We start from the raw sequence: 16,984 nt of genomic DNA, 5'->3' as shown, positions 1-16,984 counted from the left end.
AGCGAAGCGATACCCATGCTGTCGGTGCACGATCTTGATGGGTTTCGCTTCGCTCTACGCCATCCTACAAGGGCACAAAAGACAGTTGCTCCTACGTAGGCATTCCCATCCCTGGTCCCCATTACCCGCCAAGCAAAAAAAAGCCCCGAGGGTAGATTTCCCCGCGGGGCATGACCAGCCAAAGGATTCGGTTGTATCAGCTCGCCGCCAGCTCCCGCAGGGCGGCCTTGGTGACCTTGCCGGCGGCGTTCAGCGGCAGGGCGTCGAGCAGCATGGCGCGGCGCGGGGCCTTGTAGTTGGCCATGCGTTCGCGGCACCAGGCGAGGAAGGCATCGAGGTCGATGGACTGCCCGGCGGCCGGCAGCAGGAAGGCCATGGCCACCTCCCCCAGGCGCTCGTCGGGAATGCCGATCACCGCCGCCTGGGCGACGCCCGGGTAGCAGAGGATGGTCTGCTCGATCTCCGCCGGGTACACATTGAAGCCGCCGTTGATGAACATGTCCTTGAGACGATCGGTGATGCGCAGGTAGCCGCGCTCATCCAGCACGCCGACGTCGCCGGTGTGCAGCCAGCCTTCGGAGTCGATGGCTTCGGCAGTTGCTTCGGGATTGCCGAAGTAGCCCTGCATCAGGTTGTAGCCGCGCACCACCACTTCCCCCGGTTCACCGGTCGGGACACTGCGACCCTCGGTGTCCACGCAGCGCACTTCCACTTCGGGGAAAGCGCGGCCGCTGGTGGTGGCGATGGTTTCGGCATCGTCGCCGGGACGGCATATGGTGACGAAGCCGCAGGTCTCAGTCAGACCGTAAGCGGTGACGATGGTCTCGAAGCCCAGTTCGCTACGCATGCGCCGGACCATTTCCACGGGTACCGAAGCAGCGCCGGTGACGGCGACGCGCAGGGAGCTCAGGTCGTACGCGCCGCGATCGGGGTGTGCCAGCAGCGACTGGTACAGCGTCGGCGGGCCGGGCAGCACAGTGACGCGCTCGGCGGCGACGCGTTCGAGCAGCACGTTCACGTCGAACACCGCCTGCGGCAGGATGCAGCAACCGCGCATCAGCGCCGCCAGCCAGCCGGCCTTGTAGCCGAAGCTGTGGAAGAAGGGATTGACGATCAGGTAGCGGTCGCCCTGGCGCAGGCCGACCATTTCGCTCCAGTCGCGCACCAGGCGCAGGTTCTGGCCGTGGGCGGTCATCACGCCCTTGGGCTTGCCGGTGGTACCGGAGGTGAACAGCAGGTCGCACAGGTCGTCGCTGCTGACCGCCGCCTGGCGCTCATCCAGCTGTGCCTCGGGCACGCCGTCGGCCAGGGCCAGGAACGCGTCCCAGCCCAGCGCTCCAAGACGCTCGCCGCGCAGGATCACCCGCTGGCGCAGCGCCGGCAGCTCCTCGCCGGCCAGCAGCGCCGGGTAGTCATTGCCGAGGAAGTCGGCGATGACGAACAGCAGGCTGGCGCCGCTCTCGCGCAGTACCAGGCCAGCCTCGGCGCCCTTCATGCGGGTGTTCAGCGGCACCAGCACGGCGCCCACGCTGTGCAGCGCGGTGGCCGCGACTATCCACTCCCAGTGGTTCGGCGCCCACACCGCGACCCGTTCGCCGTGGCCGATGCCCAGTGCCAGCAGGGCGCGGGCGGCACGCTGGCGCCATTGGTCGAGCTCGCGGTAACTCAGGCGGACGTCACCGTCCTCGATGGCCGCTTGCTCGCCATAGGCGGTCGCCGTGGCGCTCAGCAGCTGGGGAATGGTCAGGGCGGATTGCGGGCTGGTCATGGCAGGAAACTCACGAACGAAAACCGAAGAAGGGCCGGCGCAACGCCGGCCCCGTTGCCGCGATGATCAGGCCTGCGGCGGAGCGAATCGGCGACCGGCGGAGAAGCCGCCGTCGACGGCGATCATCTGCCCGCTGACGAAGGAGGCATCGTCGGAAGCGAGGAACAGCGCGGCCTTGGCCACCTCTTCCGGCTGCCCGGCGCGGCTGAGCATGTGCTGCGAGGCGAAGAAGGCGTGGAAGGCCGCCTGCTCGCGCACCATCTGGGTCATGGGGGTTTCGATCAGGCCCGGGCAGATGCCGTTGACGCGCACGTTGGCGTGGCCGTAGTCGATGGCCATGGAGCGGGTCAGCTGGCTGATGCCGCCCTTGGCGACGTTGTAGGCGACGTTGCCGTCGCAGCCCTGCAGGCCGAAGATCGAGCCGATGTTGATGATCGAGCCGCTGCGCTGCGCGACCATCTGACCCACCGCGTGCTTGCTGGTGAGCATGCTGCCGGTGAGGTTGATGTCGAGCACGCGCTGCCACTCGCGGGTGGTCGAATCGGTGACGCTGCCACGGCTGGCGACGCCAGCGGCGTTGACCAGCACGTCGAGGCGGCCGTAGCGCGATACGACTTCGCCCATCACCTGCTCGACGTTGCTCTCGTTGCTCACGTCCAGGGCCATGAACAGGCCGGGGAACTCGGCGGGCGTCTTGCCCACGTCCAACCCCACCACCTGCGCGCCTTCCTCGGCGAAGCAGCGTGCGCACGCCAGGCCGATGCCCGATGCCGCACCCGTGACCACCGCGACCTTGCCTTGCAGTCGATTCATTGCCCACCTCTGTCTTGTCGTTATTGGGGTTGCTGTGCGCCGGAGTCTAGCGATGCCCCGGCGATGGGAGATCGTCCATTGGGACTAAGCATCGTACAAGGACAACCAGGGCCATTTGTCCGATGCCCGCATGTCTCGAATGGCATGGCGGGAGAAAAAAAACCCGGCCGAAGCCGGGTGAAAGAAGGGGCGGCACAAGCCCCACACTCGAGAGCAACTCAACAAAGCAAATCAATCGGGGAAGCGCACCCGTACCTCGCGGCTACCGGCGCGGCCCTGGCAGGCCAGGGTCCAGCCTTCGGCGATCTCGGCGGCGCTGAGCACGTCATTGCGCGGCAGCAGTACCTCGCCCTGCTCCACCTTGCACATGCAGGCGCCGCAGAAGCCTTCCTCGCAGGAGGCCGGCGGCGCGAGGCCGGCGCGGCGGCAGCTTTCCAGCAGGGTTTCGCCGGGGATGCAGGGCACCTGGTGCTCCTCGCCGTCCAGCGCCACCACCAGGCTTTCCGCACCGGATTCGGCGGCGACACTGCGAGCCTCTTCGCTCGCCGCTTCCAGCGCGTCCGGGTCGGGCGGCGAAACGAAGCGCTCGACATGGATGTGCGCGGACTCGACACCCTCGCGCAGCAGCGTGCTTTCCACCGTGTCCATGAACGGGCCGGGGCCGCAGATGAAGCATTCGGCCTCTTCCCAGCCGCGCAGCAGATGGCGCACGTCGCTGGCGGCGAGGAAGCCTTGCAGGTTGTCCAGCACGTGGATCACCTGCAGGCGCTCGCCGTGCTCGCAGACCAGGCGGCGCAGCGCGTCGCGGAAGATCACCGAGTCGGTGTCGCGGTTGGCGTACACCAGGCGGATGCGGCAGTCGCGATGGGCCAGCGCTTCACGGAGGATGGAGAACACTGGGGTGATCCCCGACCCGCCGCCGAACAGCAGCAGGTCGCGCTTCTGTTCGCCGAGGTGGAAGTGGCCGGCGGGCGGCAGCACGTCCAGCTCGTCGCCCGGACGCACGCGTTCGTTCATCCAGTTCGACACGCGGCCGCCGGCCACGCGCTTGACCGTCACCCGCAGCGTTTCATCCAGCCCAGGCGTGCTGGACATGGAGTAGCAGCGCGTCAGGGTCTTGCCGTCGAGCGCCACGCGAAAGCTGAGGAACTGCCCGGCGCGGTACTTGAAGCGCCCGGCCAGCTCCGCCGGCACGCGCAGCACCAGCGAGCGCGCGTCGGCGGTTTCCTCGATGACGTCGGCCACTTCCAGGCGGAAGGTGCCGGCGGCGGTTGGCTCCGCTTGCGGCGCCAGAGTCTGCGCACTGCCCATCGCCACGCTCCGTCAGACGCCGCTGATCAGTTGGGCGTTGTCCACGCGGAGCTCGGCGCCGCTGATGAAGCGCGACTCGTCCGAAGCGAGGAACAGCACCACATTGGCGATATCCCGCGGCGCGCACATGCGGTTCATCGGGTCGGCATCGAGCGCTTCCTGGGGGATCGCCTGGCCGCCGGCCAGGGCCTGGGTCATCGGGGTGTTGACGCCATCGGGGTGCACACTGTTGCAGCGGATGCGGTAGCCCTGCTGCTTGCAGTGCACGGCGATGGAGCGGGTCATGGCCGCTACCGCGCCCTTGGAGGCGGAGTAGGCGCAGAACGCCGCCATGCCGCCCAGGGCCGCCACCGAGGACATGTTGACGATGGAACCACCGCCGGTTTCCTTCATCGCTTCGATGGCGTACTTGCAGCCGAGGAAGTAGCCGTCGCCGTTGATGGTCTGCACCTTGCGCCACAGCTCCAGGCTGGTGTCCTCGATGCTGGCCACGGCCAGGATGGCGGCGTTGTTGACCAGCACGTCGAGACGGCCGAAGCGCTCCACGGTGGTCTTGATCACGTTCTTCCAGTCGCTTTCGCTGGAAATGTCGTGGCGGATGAACAGGGCGTCGCCGCCGATCTCGGCGGCCACGGCGCGGCCGGCCTCTTCGTTGAGGTCGGTGATCACCACGCGGGCGCCTTCGGCGGCCAGCAGCAGGGCGTCCTCGCGGCCGATGCCGCTGGCCGCGCCAGTCACGATACAGACTTTGCCTTGTACTCGATTCATGCTTGTTTTCCTTCAGGCGGTTTCAGGGATGGGGGCCTGCGCGCGGGCTGCCATATGGACGGCGGCGCGACGGCCGGAATACACGCAGTCGGCGATGGAGAGGCCGGATACGTAAAGGTTGGAGGCAACACCCACGGCATTGCGGCCGGCGCTGTAGAGCCCCGGAATCGGCGCGCCGGCGTTGTCCAGCACGCGGCCGCTGCGCTCGCAGACGCGCAGCCCGCCCAGGGTGATGGCCGGGCACGGATAGAGCTTGCTGTCCACCGACAGGTCCAGGGCATACCAGGGGCCATCGTCCATATCGGCGAGCATCGCCGGGGACTTGCCGAAGGCATCGGTGTGTTCGCCACGGGCGGCGCGGCTGTATTCCTCAAGGGTGTGCCGCAGGTTCTCCGCCGGCACGCCGATGGCGCGGGCCAGGGCGGCGGGCGTATCGCCACGGCGACGGTTGAACAGCAGGTTGAGCAGCACCGGCAGGCGCTGGAACGACCAGACCTTGCCCGGCCCGACCTGGCGCAGCGATTCCTTGAGCAGCGCGCGGTCGAGGATCAGGATGGCGCGGCCGCCCTGCTCTTCCACCATGGCGTGGCCAAGGGTGGCGCCGTAGACCTCTTCGTTGCAGTAGCGCTCGCCCCGGGCGTTGACGATCACCCCACGGGCCCAGGCCAGCGGCGGATTGATGAAGCGCCAGGCACTGACCTTCTCCAGGCGTTGCGTTGCGGCGCCCACGCCAAGACCCAGGCGGATGCCGCTGCCGTCGCAACCCGGCGTGCCCAGGGGCAGCGCGGGCAGGTAGTGCGGCGCATGCTCGGCGAGCATGTCGCGATTGAAGACGAAGCCACCGGCGCTGAGCAGCACGCCCTTGCGTGCCCGGATCAGCAGCGGCCTGGCGTGGCGTGCCTCGATGCGCTGCAGCGCGGCTATCAGGCGCTCGGCCAGCGGCGGCGCATAGGGGTGCATGGCGGTAGCCATGCGCCCCAGCCAGGCATGGCGGCGCGCGGCCAGGCTGCCTGGCGGCAGGCGCCAGGCTTCGACCCCGACCACCGCGCCGCTGGCATCCTGCACCAGCCGGCGCACCTGGCACTGGCTGTAGAGCTGCACGCCCTTCTCCTGCGCTGAAGCGCGCAAGGCGGAGAACAGGGCCGCACCGGACATGCCGGCGCCCTTGGTGCGATGCCCACGCGGAGCCGGACGGGCCAGGCTGGCGTAGGCCGGCACTGACTCGTTGCCGGAGTAGTAGAGGTAGTAGCGGTCGCTGGGATAGGACGTCTTGTGCGGCGGCACGCTGGCTTCGAAGCGCGCGCCATGGCGTTCCAGCCAGGCCAGTTGCTCGGCGCTGCCATCGCAGAAGTCGCGCAGGGTCTCGGCCTTCACGGCATCGCCGACTTCGCCACGCAGGTAGCCGAACATGGCATCGGCGTCGTCGTTGTAGCCGGCGCGGAGCTGGTACGGCGTACCGCCGCCGGCATAGACCACACCACCGCTGCGCGCCGTGGCGCCACCGCCGGTGAAGCGGTCCAGGGCCAGTACCTCGAGGCCGCGCTCGCGGGCCTCCAGCGCAGCACAGGCGCCGGCGCCGCCGAAGCCGACCACCAGCAGGTCGGTATGCGCCTGCCAGTCTGGCTGCATGCCTTCGGGCAAGCGCAGCGGGGCGATCGGACGGCTGCCGCGCATGGCCTTCAACCCGCTGCCGCCACGTTCACCGGCTGCACGTCGACAGCAGTGGTGTAGGTGCCGTTCACATAGATCAGCGGGGTGATGCGCGGGTTGTTGCGGATCTCGCGGATGCGGCCGATGAAGATCGTGTGGGTGCCGTAGGTGAACTTGCCGTCCTGCTCGCAGACCACGCTGGACTGGGCATCGGCCAGGTACGGCACGCCGCACTCGGTGCTGCGCCAGTCGCCGCTGGCAAAGCGGCCCTCGCCTTTCACCGGGCCACTGCACAGGTGCGACAGGTGCTCCTGCTCCTGGCCGAGGATGTTCACACAGAAGTCCGCGCCGGCATCCAGCACGCGGTGCAGCGATGCGGTCTTGTTCACGCAGATCAGCAGCGACGGCGGCTCGGTGGACAGCGAATCAACCGCGGTGGCGGACATGGCGAAACGCTCGCTGCCATCGCTGGTGGTAATGATGGTCACCGACTTCGCCAGCCGGCGCATTGCCTGGATCATGTCGGCTTTCAGATTGTCTTGGCTCATCGCACGGTGCCTCGCTGGGGCTTGTTGTTGTGCGATGAATTCTGTGACCGGGACAAGGGCGCAACATCGTCCGAGGGGACTAGTCGCCCCGGGGCGCCGAAGCCTTGGCGCATATGGTCCGTTTGTAGGATGCCGGGCCAGTCGAGCGTTGTTCAAATGCCAGCGAAGGCCCCCTGCGTAGCTGCGCGGTGGCCGAGCGCAGGCCCTGCGGGGCGATCACAGGAGAACAACAAGATGCTCGACCAGGAACTGATCCGCCAGCGCCTCCGCCAGCGCGCCCGCGAGCTGGTACCGGTGCTGCGCGAACGCGCCGCCGATGCCGCGCGCCAGGGCCAGCTGCCGGAGGAAACCATCCGTGACTTCCACGAGGCTGGTTTCTTCCGCATCCTCCAGCCGGCGCGCTGGGGTGGCTACGAGCTGGAGCCCAAGGACTTCTTCGAGGTGCAGATCACCCTCGCCGAGGGCTGCATGTCGTCCGCCTGGGTACTGGGCGTGGTGGCCATCCACAACTGGCAACTGGCGCTGTTCGACGACCGCGCCGCGCAGGACGTCTGGGGCGACGACACAAGCGTGCTGATCTCCTCCTCCTATATGCCGGTCGGCAAGGTCACCCCGGTGGAAGGCGGCTTCCGCCTGTCCGGTCGCTGGGGCTTCTCCAGCGGCAGCAAGCACTGCCAGTGGGCCTTCCTCGGCGCCATGGTGCCGCCGAGCGAACCGGGCGGCGCGCCGGACTACCGAACCTTCCTGGTGCCGCGCACTGACTACAAGATCGTCGACAACTGGAACGTGATGGGCCTGGAAGCCACCGGCTCCCACGATGTACTCGTCGAAGACGCCTTCGTTCCCGACTACCGCACCCACCGTGCCCTCGACGGCTTCATGCAGAACAGCCCGGGCAACGCGGTGAACACCGCCCCGCTGTTCCGCCTGCCGTTTGGGCAGATCTTCGTGCGCGCGGTGTCCTCCTCGGCCATCGGCGCGCTGCAGGGCGCGGTGAACCTGTTCGTCGAGCACAACCGTGCCCGCGTCGGCGTCAACGACGGCCGCAAGATGGGCCAGGACGCGGGCGCCCAGCAGGCGCTGGCGGACGCCATGGTGGTGGCCGACGAGTGCCGCACCGTGCTGCTGCGCAACTTCGAACTGATGATGCAGCGCGCCCGCGACGGCGAGCCGCTGACCATGCCCGAGCGGGTGAAGATGCGCTACGACTCGGCCCTGGTGGCGGACAAGTGCGCCCGCGCGGCCGGCACGCTGATGTTCAACAGCGGCGCCTCCACCATCTTCCGCGAACACCCGATCAACCGTGCCTTCCGCGACATCCATACCGGTCGCGCGCACGTCGCCAACAGCCCGGCCAAGTACGCCTGGAACCTGGGCGGCGTGAGCATGGGCATGGACAGCACCGACTTCTTCCTCTGACTCCACGCCCAAGAACAGTCCGGCGTTTCGGCGTAGTCCATTCGGGCGATTCCGAGACGCCGGCGAACACTGAACATGGCCCGCGAGGCCGAGCCCCCGGCCGCAACTACAACAAGGGACGCATCCCATGAAATTCTCTCTGATCTACGAAGCCCAGACCCTGGACAGCACCCGTGAAGGCGACCGTCGCGTCTTCGATGACACCGTCGAACAGGCCGTGCTGGCCGACAAACTCGGCTTCGACACTTTCTGGTGCGTGGAGCACACCGCACTGACCAACTATTCCCACATGTCCGCCCCGGAGACCATGCTGGCCTTCGTCGCCGGCAAGACCGAGCGCATCGGCATCGGCCACGGCGTGGTCTGCCTGCCGCCGGCGATGAACCACCCGGTGAAGGTCGCCGAGCGCATCGCCACCCTCGACCTGCTGTCCAAGGGCCGCGTGCACTTCGGCGTCGGCAAGGGCGGCACCCAGCAGGAAGCCGGCACCTTCGGCTACGACCTGGCCACCCTGCAGCCGCAGATCGACGAAGCCATGTACCTCATCCCGAAGATGTTCGTGCAGGACGAGATCGAGCATAACGGCGAATACGTGAAGATCCCCAAGCGCCCGATCCATCCCAAGCCCTACCAGGACCCGCACCCGCCGATGTACCTGGCCTGCACCAACACCGAGTCGCTGAAGAACGCCGGCGGCCGTGGCATGGGCGCCCTGGTGCTGGGCTTCGGCGGCCCGGAAGAGATCGCCAAGAAAGTGGCCGTGTACCACGAAGCCTGGGACAACCGTGACGCCGCCAACCAGGTCGGTTTCCGCCCCAACCGCCACATCGCAGCCCTCTGCCCGGCCATCGTCCTGGACGACAACGAGCAGGCCCGCGCCATCGGCATCCGTGGCCAGCGCTACTTCATGGAATCCCTGGCCTACTGGTACGCCGGCGGCGAGCGCCCGGACCCGGCCAAGTGGCAGGACGACACCTTCGTCGACGGCAACGGCCAGGCGGTGATCCGCTCGCGCTTCGCCTCCGAGGAAGTCTCCGTGGACTTCTCCGATCCGACCATGGCGATGATGAACCCCAACCACGCCTACGGCACCGTGAACGACTGCATCGGCTACGTGCAGCGCCTGATCGACGCCGGCGCCGATGAAATCCTCTTCATCTGCCAGATGGGCACCGTGCCGCAGTGGGCGCAGCTGGAAACGCTGAAGAACATCGGCGAGAAGGTCATCCCCTACTTCCGCGACAAGGCCAACAACGCCTGAATCGAAGGCCCGCCCCACTCGCGAGGGGTCGGACAAGCCATGCACGGGGCGGCGCCGGTTTCGGGCCGCCCCGTTTGCGTTTGCCTCAGCGCATTGCGTCAATCAGCCCACGGAACTCCTGTTCCGAGAAGCCGCGCAGGGTCTGCGTGCGGATGTTGCCCAGCGACGCCACCTTGAGCAGCAACGTGGTGGCCACGTCTTCCGCGCCTTCCACGATCAGCACCATGTCGTAGCCGCCCGTCGTCCAGTAGGCGGCCCTTACCGAGATGCCGAGTTGTTCGGCCATTGCCCTGAAGGCGGCGTAGCGGTCCGGCGAGTCCTTGACGTTGCGGATGCCCTGGTCGGTGAAATTCACCAGGGAAATGAAGGTAGCCATGGTTCAGCTCCTGTCGTGTGGATGAGCGACGGTCGATGGCGCGGAAGCCACTGCACCGGAAGAAGACCGCCACCCTTCCCGACGTGCAGACGCGCGGCGTCCCCAGCACCGCGAGCCACGTCGACCAGCACGCATCCGACGACCTCCACAAATCAGGATTAGCAGCCCTGGCGAGCCCCGGCACGACCGCTGATCCGCTGCCCCACGGGCGACATGCCGAACGCCCACCTATACTTTTCAGCCCACGGCCCGCCCTTCGGCTCGCGCGGCCCGTCCAGACACCCCCAAGCCCACACGGAGAATGGCTATGTCCCTACGAATTGGCGATGAAGCCCCCGACTTCAGCGCAGAAAGCACCGAAGGCACCCTGAACTTCCACCAGTGGATCGGCGATCAATGGGCGATCCTGTTTTCCCATCCGAAGGACTTCACCCCGGTCTGCACCACCGAACTGGGCTACGTGGCGCGGCTGAAACCGGAGTTCGACAAGCGCAACACCAAGGTCGCGGGCCTGAGCATCGACCCGGTCAGCGACCACCACGCCTGGGTCGGCGACATTGCCGAGACCCAGGGCCACGCGGTGAACTTCCCGTTGATCGGCGATGACGACCTGAAGGTGGCCAAGCTCTACGACATGATCCACCCCAACGCCAGCGGCGGCCCGCGCACGGCGGTGGACAACGCCACCGTGCGCTCGGTGTTCCTGATCGGCCCGGACAAGAAGATCAAGGCCACGCTGACCTACCCGATGAGCGCCGGGCGCAACTTCGACGAAATCCTGCGCCTGCTCGACGCCATCCAGCTCAATGCCAAGCACACGGTGGCAACGCCGGTGAACTGGAAACCGGGCGACGACGTGATCATCCCGACCTCGGTGTCCAACGAGGACGCGCAGAAGAAATACCCGCAGGGCTTCAAGACCCTCAAGCCGTACCTGCGCGTGGTCGCCCAGCCCAAGTGACGACTCTCCCTCCTCCCCGGCTGCGGGGAGGAAGGCGCTCCAGCGGCCGGCTAGTCCGCACAGACGATGGCGCCGGCCGTCTCCCCCTGCATGGTTGCACCTCTTCGCCCGAACGGGTTTGTCGATAACGAGGAGCTTTGCCATGCAGAAGGTCATCTACCTACTTTGGCGTGACAGTCGCGCCAACGCCGAAGACTTCTTCCGGGAGGTGCGCACGGAACTGGCCGATCGCCTGGTCCGCCTGGGCGCGCGCCACCTGCAGCTGAACCTGGATGACGCCGACGTGCGTCCGGCCGACGGCCTGCGCCAGGAGCAGGCCGGCGAACTGCCGCAGGCGGTGGTGAGCTTCTGGCTCGACAGCGCCGTGGGCGAATTCCGGCGCCCCTACGACGAGGTACTGCAGGCCGCCTGCGCGCGGATCGCCGGCTACCTGGTCTGCGAATCGGTGCCGATCCCCAACACCCGCTTCCCCGCCCGGGCCGGCCAGCGCACCCACGGATTTTCCCAGCTGGCGCTTCTCCAACGCCCGGCGCGCCTGACCCACGAAGCCTGGCTGGCGATCTGGCAGAACCACCACACGCGGGTGGCCATCGATACCCAGGACAACTTCCAGTACGTGCAGAACCTGGTGGTGCAGGTGCTCACCCCCGGCGCCGCGCCGCTGGCGGCGATCGTCGAGGAATGCTTCCCGCCGGCGGCGATGACCGACCCCATGGCCTTCTTCGACGCGCCGGGCGACGAGGCGAAGTTCCAGGACAACCTCGCGGTGATGATGGACAGCTGCCAGCGCTTCATCGACTTCGACCAGTTGGGCGTCGTGCTGACCAGCCAATACCCGCAGTGACCGGGAGCGGCCAGCCCTTCCGGGGCTGAACCGCCCTGCCCGCGCGGGCCTGCCATACTCAACGGCATGACCCGCGCGACCTTCCGCTTCTACGAGGAGCTCAACGACTTGCTGCCCGCCGGCCGCCGCCGGCGCGAGTTCGATTGCGCCTGCCCGGACGGGGCGACGGTCAAGCACATGATCGAAGCTCTCGGCGTGCCGCACACCGAGGTGGAGCTGATCCTGCTCGATGGCGAGTCGGTGGACTTCGACCGCGCGATCCTCGACGGCGACCGCCTGGCGGTCTACCCCATGTTCGAACGCCTGGACATCAGCCCACTGCTGCGTGTGCGGGCCAGCCCCCTGCGAGTCCTGCGCTTCGTCGCCGACGCGCACCTTGGGGGCCTCGCGGCGCTGCTGCGCATGAGCGGTTTCGACACCCTCTACGAGAACGCCTTCGACGACAGCGAGATCGCCGAGATCAGCGCGCACCAGGGGCGCATCGTGCTCACCCGCGACCGCGAACTGCTCAAGCGCCGGATCATCAGCCACGGCTGCTACCTGCACGCGCGCAAGCCACGGGAGCAACTGGCGGAACTCTTCGAACGACTGGACCTGGCCCGCAGCGCCCGCCCCTTCAGCCGCTGCCTGCGCTGCAATTACCCGCTGCACGAACTGCCGGCGGAACAGGCCCGCTCACGGGTGCCGCCGCGGGTGGCAGAGCGGCATGCGCTGTTCCTCTCCTGCGACCATTGCGACCAGGTGTTCTGGGAGGGCTCCCACTGGCGCAGCATGCGGGCGTTGCTGGAGCCGTTGCTGCGCGCCGGTTTTTCCTAGGAAGGCGGTGCACCGCTATCTGAGGGCCCGCACGTCCAATGGCGCTTCGCTGACGGTGACCTGGCTGAGTGGCCGAGCGCGGACGCTGTCGGGGGCTGACCAGTTCTGGCTGCCGGCTGGAGCAGATTCTTGCGGGCTTGCTACGCTTCGTATCATTATATTATGGAATACCACATACCATTCAGTAACACCGACAACTCACCTCGCTCAAAACCGCCACTTTCGAGCTCGCCCGATCACTGGCCTGCATATTGCATATTGCTGTATGCGTCGTGCGATTCGTCCAGGAGTTCCCAGTCATGCCCCTCTGCGCAGCAGCATTCGGCAAGCTTCACGCCAGCCCACGTGGTTCGGTGTGCGCATTGCCTTGCGCAGCCATGAAGGGCTTTCTGCGGCGAGCCGGCGCCCCTTCGCGCGTCGTCCTTCAACGTCTTCCCGCCTGTGTAGCCGCCAAGCAGAACGGTTTCTGGCAGATAGTCAGGTAATTCCTCTCGCGAGAGTTTCTCTCGAGCTTGCGCAGGTTCCGCTCCAGCGGATCGCTGCACCTCTTCATCCGATGAGCCCCTGGCGAGCGACACCTGCGCTTGTCCGGCGTTCTGTCCCCCGGAAGAAACCTGATGACCCAAGACACCGCCATTCTCGTGATCGACCTGCAGAAGGAAGACGGCTTCCCTCTCGAGCGATTCGACCAGGTTGTCGATAACGCCGCCGCGTTGATCGACCACGCCCGCACCCTGAACATCCCGCTGTTCTATACCCGCCACGTCAACGATGCCCAGGGCCGCGACCTGGCCCCGGGCGAGCCGGTAGACGACCAGGGTCGGCCAACCACCTACCGCGCCGGCACTCCTTCCATCGAGATCATCGACGCCCTCGCGCCACAGGCCGCTGACGTCGTCATCGACAAGCAACGCTACAGCGCCTTCCACGGTACCCGACTGGCTCAGATGTTGAGCCGCCGGGGTATCAGGCATCTGGTGGTGATCGGCGTGCTGACCGACGTCTGCGTCATGAGCAGCCTGTTCGATGCCTACCAGCACGACTTGCGCCTGACCCTCGTGGCCGACGCCTGCACGGCGACTACCGCCGCGGCCCATTACTCTGCGCTGTTCATCCTCTCCAACTGGCTCTACGGGCTGGAAATCTTCTCCACGGAGCAATTGCTGCGTCGCTGGCAGAACCAGCCAGCGTCCTCGCTTCGCACGGCGGAGCCCGACCACCTTGCCTTCCAGCCGGAAGCGTTCGTCCAGGCCATTGCGCGCCTGGAAAAACGCCTCGTCGAAACCTGTTGAGCGGAGAAGGACATGAAAGTAGAAAAGCGAAGCATCGACTTCATTCCCGAAGCTGAACGTCATGGCGAGCCGCGTTCACTGTTCTTCGTGTGGTTTGGCGCCAACGCCAACATCACCACGGTTGCAGCGGGTGTGCTGCCGATCAGCCTGGGCCTCAATCTGTTCTGGAGCGCACTGTCGATCCTGGTCGGCTCGCTGATCGGGGCGATATTCATGGCCTCGCACTCCGCGCAGGGCCCGAGGCTGGGCATCCCGCAGATGATCCAGAGCCGCGCGCAGTTCGGCGTGTTCGGCGCCATCGTCCCGCTGCTGTTCGTGATGCTCATCTACCTGGGCTTCTTCGTCAGCAACACGCTGCTGGCCGCCCAGGCCGTCGCCACCGCGAGCCCGCTCAGCAACGGGGGCAACATCGTCCTGCTTGGCGTGCTGTGTTTCCTGGTGGCGCTGTTCGGCTACCAGCTGATTCACCGTCTGCAGAAGGTGCTGTCACTGGTTTCGATCGCCGTGTTCGGCGTCGCCAGCCTGCTCGCCCTGGCCCTGCCCATCGAAGCCGGACAGTGGTCGACGCAAGGCTTCAACCTGGCGAACTTCCTGGCCTCGGTCAGCATTGCCGTGACCTGGCAGCTGTCCTATGCACCCTATGTGGCCGACTACTCCCGCTACCTGCCGACCAGCACCTCCACGCGGCAGGTGTTCTGGTACAGCTACTCGGGCACGGTCATCGGCGGGAGCTGGATGATGCTGTTGGGCGCGGTGCTGGCCAAGGGCCTGGCGGGCTTCGCCGACAACGTCGGCCTGCACCTGATCGGCCTGTTGGGCGGAGGGACCTTGCTGGCCGTGGCGTTCGTACTCTACGGACAGATCGCCATCAACGTGTTCAACCTGTACGGGGCCTTCATGTCGACCGTGACGGTGATCGAGCCCTTCGCGGCGCTCAAGGTCACTCCAGGTGTGCGCGCCGGATTCATGCTCGTCATCTGCGCCGCAGCCACCGGACTGTGCACCCTCGCCCAGGATGACTTCATCCAGTTCTTCCTGAACTTCATCTTCTTCATGAGCTACTTCCTGATCCCCTGGACAGCGATCAACCTGGTGGACTACTACGCCCTGCGCAAAGGCGTTTATCAGATCGCGGACATCTTCGAGCCGTCGGGCATCTATGGCCGGGTGAACGGGATAGCGATCGGGGTATTCCTCGCCACCATCGCGCTCGAGGTACCGTTCATGAACACCTCCCTCTACACCGGCCCCATCGCCGCCGGCCTGCACGGCGTCGACCTCGCCTGGGCCGTCGGCCTGCTGTTCCCGGCGGGCATGTACTACCGGCTGATGAGCCGCCGTAGTGCCCTGCTGGCGAGCACCGCCAGGGCCTGACCGGACAGGCCATGCCTCTGCCCTGGTCAGTCCGGTGAATGGCTGCCCAGGGCAGATGCCGTCGGGAATCACAGGGCCCGCGCAACACGACTGCGGCTGCCGGGCCGTCCAACGTAACGACAGCGAAATGCTCCGGGCGCAGGTCTGGCCGGCAGAATCAGAATCGATGGAACAGGCCACCCTACTTCAGGTCGGCCAGGCGCCTTGCAGAGAGACCAACCTACATGCGGCACTACCTGCGGCGGTACTTTTCGTATAAAAGCTAGGCCGACAATTCGTGCGCGATTCCGGGGGGGACGCTCAACGCATGGACGGTTTGACAAGACAGGTTGCTAAGAGCCCTTGCTGGAGTATTTTCTCCATCAGCCTGGTGATGTTGTTGGGGCTGCAATACAAGCCTGCGATCCTTAACTACACGACACGCCTTGTCGATTTCACCCAGTACATGCTCTACAACGGCATGACGCTGTTCCCCATCGCGGATGATCTGCAGCCGTACCCGGATTACACGATCGCCAATACCTTCCTGGAGTACTTGTTTTCCCTGCCATTTGGCCGCGTATCCATTCTTTCGATGGGGCTGCCCATCTGCATGGCCGCCTCCTTGATGCTGGTGTTCGTTTATAAACTGGGCGCATTGCACGACAAGAAGTGGGGCCTGTATGGGGTGGTCTTTTCGCTCTTTACCTGGGCATTCCTGGATGGCGTGACCTATCTGGCACTGGATGTCTACCCCGCACTCTTTACCGTGGTCTGTTTCTACCTGGCATATACCGCCGATCTCAAACAGGCCCCCTATCGCCTGGCATTTGTCTTCGTCGCGCTGGCCCTTGGCTTTACCTTCAGGGGGCCAGTTGGCCTGATCGGGCCGTCGATCGTCGTTGCGTCCTACTATGCGCTGAGCAAGCAGTGGCGGACGCTGCTGGTATTCCTGCTGTTTGCCGGCCTGACACTGATGGCCGGCGTCGCCTTGCTGGCCTGGGCCGCGTACCTGCAGGGAGGCAATGCTTTCATGCAGGACGTGCTGGAGATGCAGGGGTTGGGTCGCATCGCCAATACCCACGCGCCGCGCTACTACTTCTACTTCAGTGCCGGGCTGCTGACGTACGGCGTGACCGTAGTGGTTGCCCTGAACGTGATCGTCAAGAAATACAAACAGTTCCTCTTCGCGCCACGTCAGGCTGACACCGCCCTGCTGTTTTACCTCGCATCCTGGTTTGTTGCGCTGCTCATATTCTTCACGATCCCCAATTCGAAAAAGGCGCGCTATATCCTGTCGATCACCCCGGCGATCGCCTTGCTGGCGGCCTACGTGTTCGTCGACAAGGAAGGTGTCTTCGTTCGCGTGCGAGAACGTTTCCTGAAGTTCTGCCTGAATATCCACGTGATCGGGCTGGGGATGCTGCTGATCGTATTCCTGTACGAGCTGTATATAGCGACGCCATTGCAGCCCAATTATCTTGGCGTATTGAGCAGTTCGGTCGCCCTGGCATTGGGGCGCTATGTAATCACCCGGAATTTTTCCGAGCATCCCTATCGCGAGTTCTTCATCGTGGCATTCGGGCTTGTCGCATTTTTCTCGCTGGATGCTTTTTTATTCAACTCCATCACGTATCACCTGGAGTTGTCCGTGGAGCCCACGCCAAAGTTCCTGCCGTACTGGCTCTGGTGACACGGGCCTTGCCCAGGGAAGCGGCACCGGCAAGCGAAATCTCCATCTTCAGCTCCCACTAATTTTCCCCTCGTAGTCTGTCTCCACGCGCCAATGGAGACGACGAGCCCG

General features: G+C 65.8%; 15 protein-coding genes. 8 read left to right on the top strand and 7 right to left on the bottom strand.

The annotated features are described in order from the left end of the window. Positions 1-196 precede the first annotated feature (196 nt). From GA645_RS12065 to GA645_RS12040, 6 genes are all read right to left on the bottom strand, one after another. Positions 197-1,768: a FadD3 family acyl-CoA ligase gene (locus GA645_RS12065; protein ID WP_152223022.1), complete on the bottom strand. Its 1,572-nt coding sequence runs from the start codon at positions 1,766-1,768 to the stop codon at positions 197-199. Positions 1,769-1,834: 66 nt separating this feature from the next. Further along, complete coding sequence (locus GA645_RS12060) at positions 1,835-2,581, bottom strand: SDR family NAD(P)-dependent oxidoreductase (RefSeq protein WP_152223020.1); 747 nt, start codon at positions 2,579-2,581, stop codon at positions 1,835-1,837. A 231-nt stretch (positions 2,582-2,812) separates the two neighbouring features. Further along, positions 2,813-3,892, bottom strand: a complete 1,080-nt coding sequence (locus GA645_RS12055) for a ferredoxin--NADP reductase (RefSeq protein ID WP_152223017.1) — start codon at positions 3,890-3,892, stop codon at positions 2,813-2,815. 12 nt (positions 3,893-3,904) lie between these two features. Further along, on the bottom strand, positions 3,905-4,660 hold the full coding sequence (locus GA645_RS12050; RefSeq protein ID WP_152223015.1) for a glucose 1-dehydrogenase: 756 nt from the start codon (positions 4,658-4,660) through the stop codon (positions 3,905-3,907). A 12-nt stretch (positions 4,661-4,672) separates the two neighbouring features. Beyond that, complete coding sequence (locus tag GA645_RS12045) at positions 4,673-6,289, bottom strand: FAD-binding protein (protein WP_256676185.1); 1,617 nt, start codon at positions 6,287-6,289, stop codon at positions 4,673-4,675. Between the two features lie 50 nt (positions 6,290-6,339). Then, positions 6,340-6,858 carry a flavin reductase family protein gene (locus tag GA645_RS12040; RefSeq protein ID WP_152223011.1) on the bottom strand — a complete coding sequence of 173 codons (519 nt, stop codon included), beginning with the start codon at positions 6,856-6,858 and terminating at the stop codon, positions 6,340-6,342. Positions 6,859-7,092: 234 nt separating this feature from the next. Between GA645_RS12040 and GA645_RS12035 the strand changes: the two genes are divergently transcribed. Both GA645_RS12035 and GA645_RS12030 read left to right on the top strand, forming a co-directional pair. Beyond that, positions 7,093-8,277: a flavin-dependent monooxygenase gene (locus tag GA645_RS12035; protein WP_152223009.1), complete on the top strand. Its 1,185-nt coding sequence runs from the start codon at positions 7,093-7,095 to the stop codon at positions 8,275-8,277. A 127-nt stretch (positions 8,278-8,404) separates the two neighbouring features. Continuing rightward, positions 8,405-9,538: an LLM class flavin-dependent oxidoreductase gene (locus GA645_RS12030; protein WP_152223007.1), complete on the top strand. Its 1,134-nt coding sequence runs from the start codon at positions 8,405-8,407 to the stop codon at positions 9,536-9,538. Between the two features lie 85 nt (positions 9,539-9,623). Here the strand turns inward: GA645_RS12030 and GA645_RS12025 are convergent, their stop codons facing one another. Further along, the gene (locus GA645_RS12025; protein WP_152223005.1) at positions 9,624-9,914 is read right to left on the bottom strand and encodes a GYD domain-containing protein; all 291 of its coding nucleotides are present in this window, start codon (positions 9,912-9,914) and stop codon (positions 9,624-9,626) included. 307 nt (positions 9,915-10,221) lie between these two features. On the opposite strand from GA645_RS12025, the gene GA645_RS12020 reads away from it, so the two are divergent. From GA645_RS12020 to GA645_RS11990, 6 genes are all read left to right on the top strand, one after another. After that, the gene (locus GA645_RS12020; RefSeq protein WP_152223003.1) at positions 10,222-10,875 is read left to right on the top strand and encodes a peroxiredoxin; all 654 of its coding nucleotides are present in this window, start codon (positions 10,222-10,224) and stop codon (positions 10,873-10,875) included. Between the two features lie 142 nt (positions 10,876-11,017). After that, on the top strand, positions 11,018-11,719 hold the full coding sequence (locus tag GA645_RS12015) for an EthD domain-containing protein (protein ID WP_152223002.1): 702 nt from the start codon (positions 11,018-11,020) through the stop codon (positions 11,717-11,719). Between the two features lie 66 nt (positions 11,720-11,785). Continuing rightward, positions 11,786-12,535: a Mut7-C RNAse domain-containing protein gene (locus GA645_RS12010; protein WP_152223000.1), complete on the top strand. Its 750-nt coding sequence runs from the start codon at positions 11,786-11,788 to the stop codon at positions 12,533-12,535. 617 nt (positions 12,536-13,152) lie between these two features. Beyond that, positions 13,153-13,827 (top strand): isochorismatase family cysteine hydrolase, encoded by a 675-nt coding sequence (locus GA645_RS12000; RefSeq protein ID WP_152222996.1) that lies wholly within the window; start codon positions 13,153-13,155, stop codon positions 13,825-13,827. A 12-nt stretch (positions 13,828-13,839) separates the two neighbouring features. Continuing rightward, complete coding sequence (locus GA645_RS11995; RefSeq protein WP_152222994.1) at positions 13,840-15,201, top strand: cytosine permease; 1,362 nt, start codon at positions 13,840-13,842, stop codon at positions 15,199-15,201. 307 nt (positions 15,202-15,508) lie between these two features. Beyond that, the gene (locus GA645_RS11990; protein WP_152222992.1) at positions 15,509-16,873 is read left to right on the top strand and encodes a glycosyltransferase family 39 protein; all 1,365 of its coding nucleotides are present in this window, start codon (positions 15,509-15,511) and stop codon (positions 16,871-16,873) included. Positions 16,874-16,984: the final 111 nt, after the last annotated feature.

Source organism: Pseudomonas sp. SCB32 (assembly GCF_009189165.1).
Taxonomy (GTDB): domain Bacteria; phylum Pseudomonadota; class Gammaproteobacteria; order Pseudomonadales; family Pseudomonadaceae; genus Pseudomonas.
This window is presented reverse-complemented; position numbering and strand designations above follow the sequence as displayed.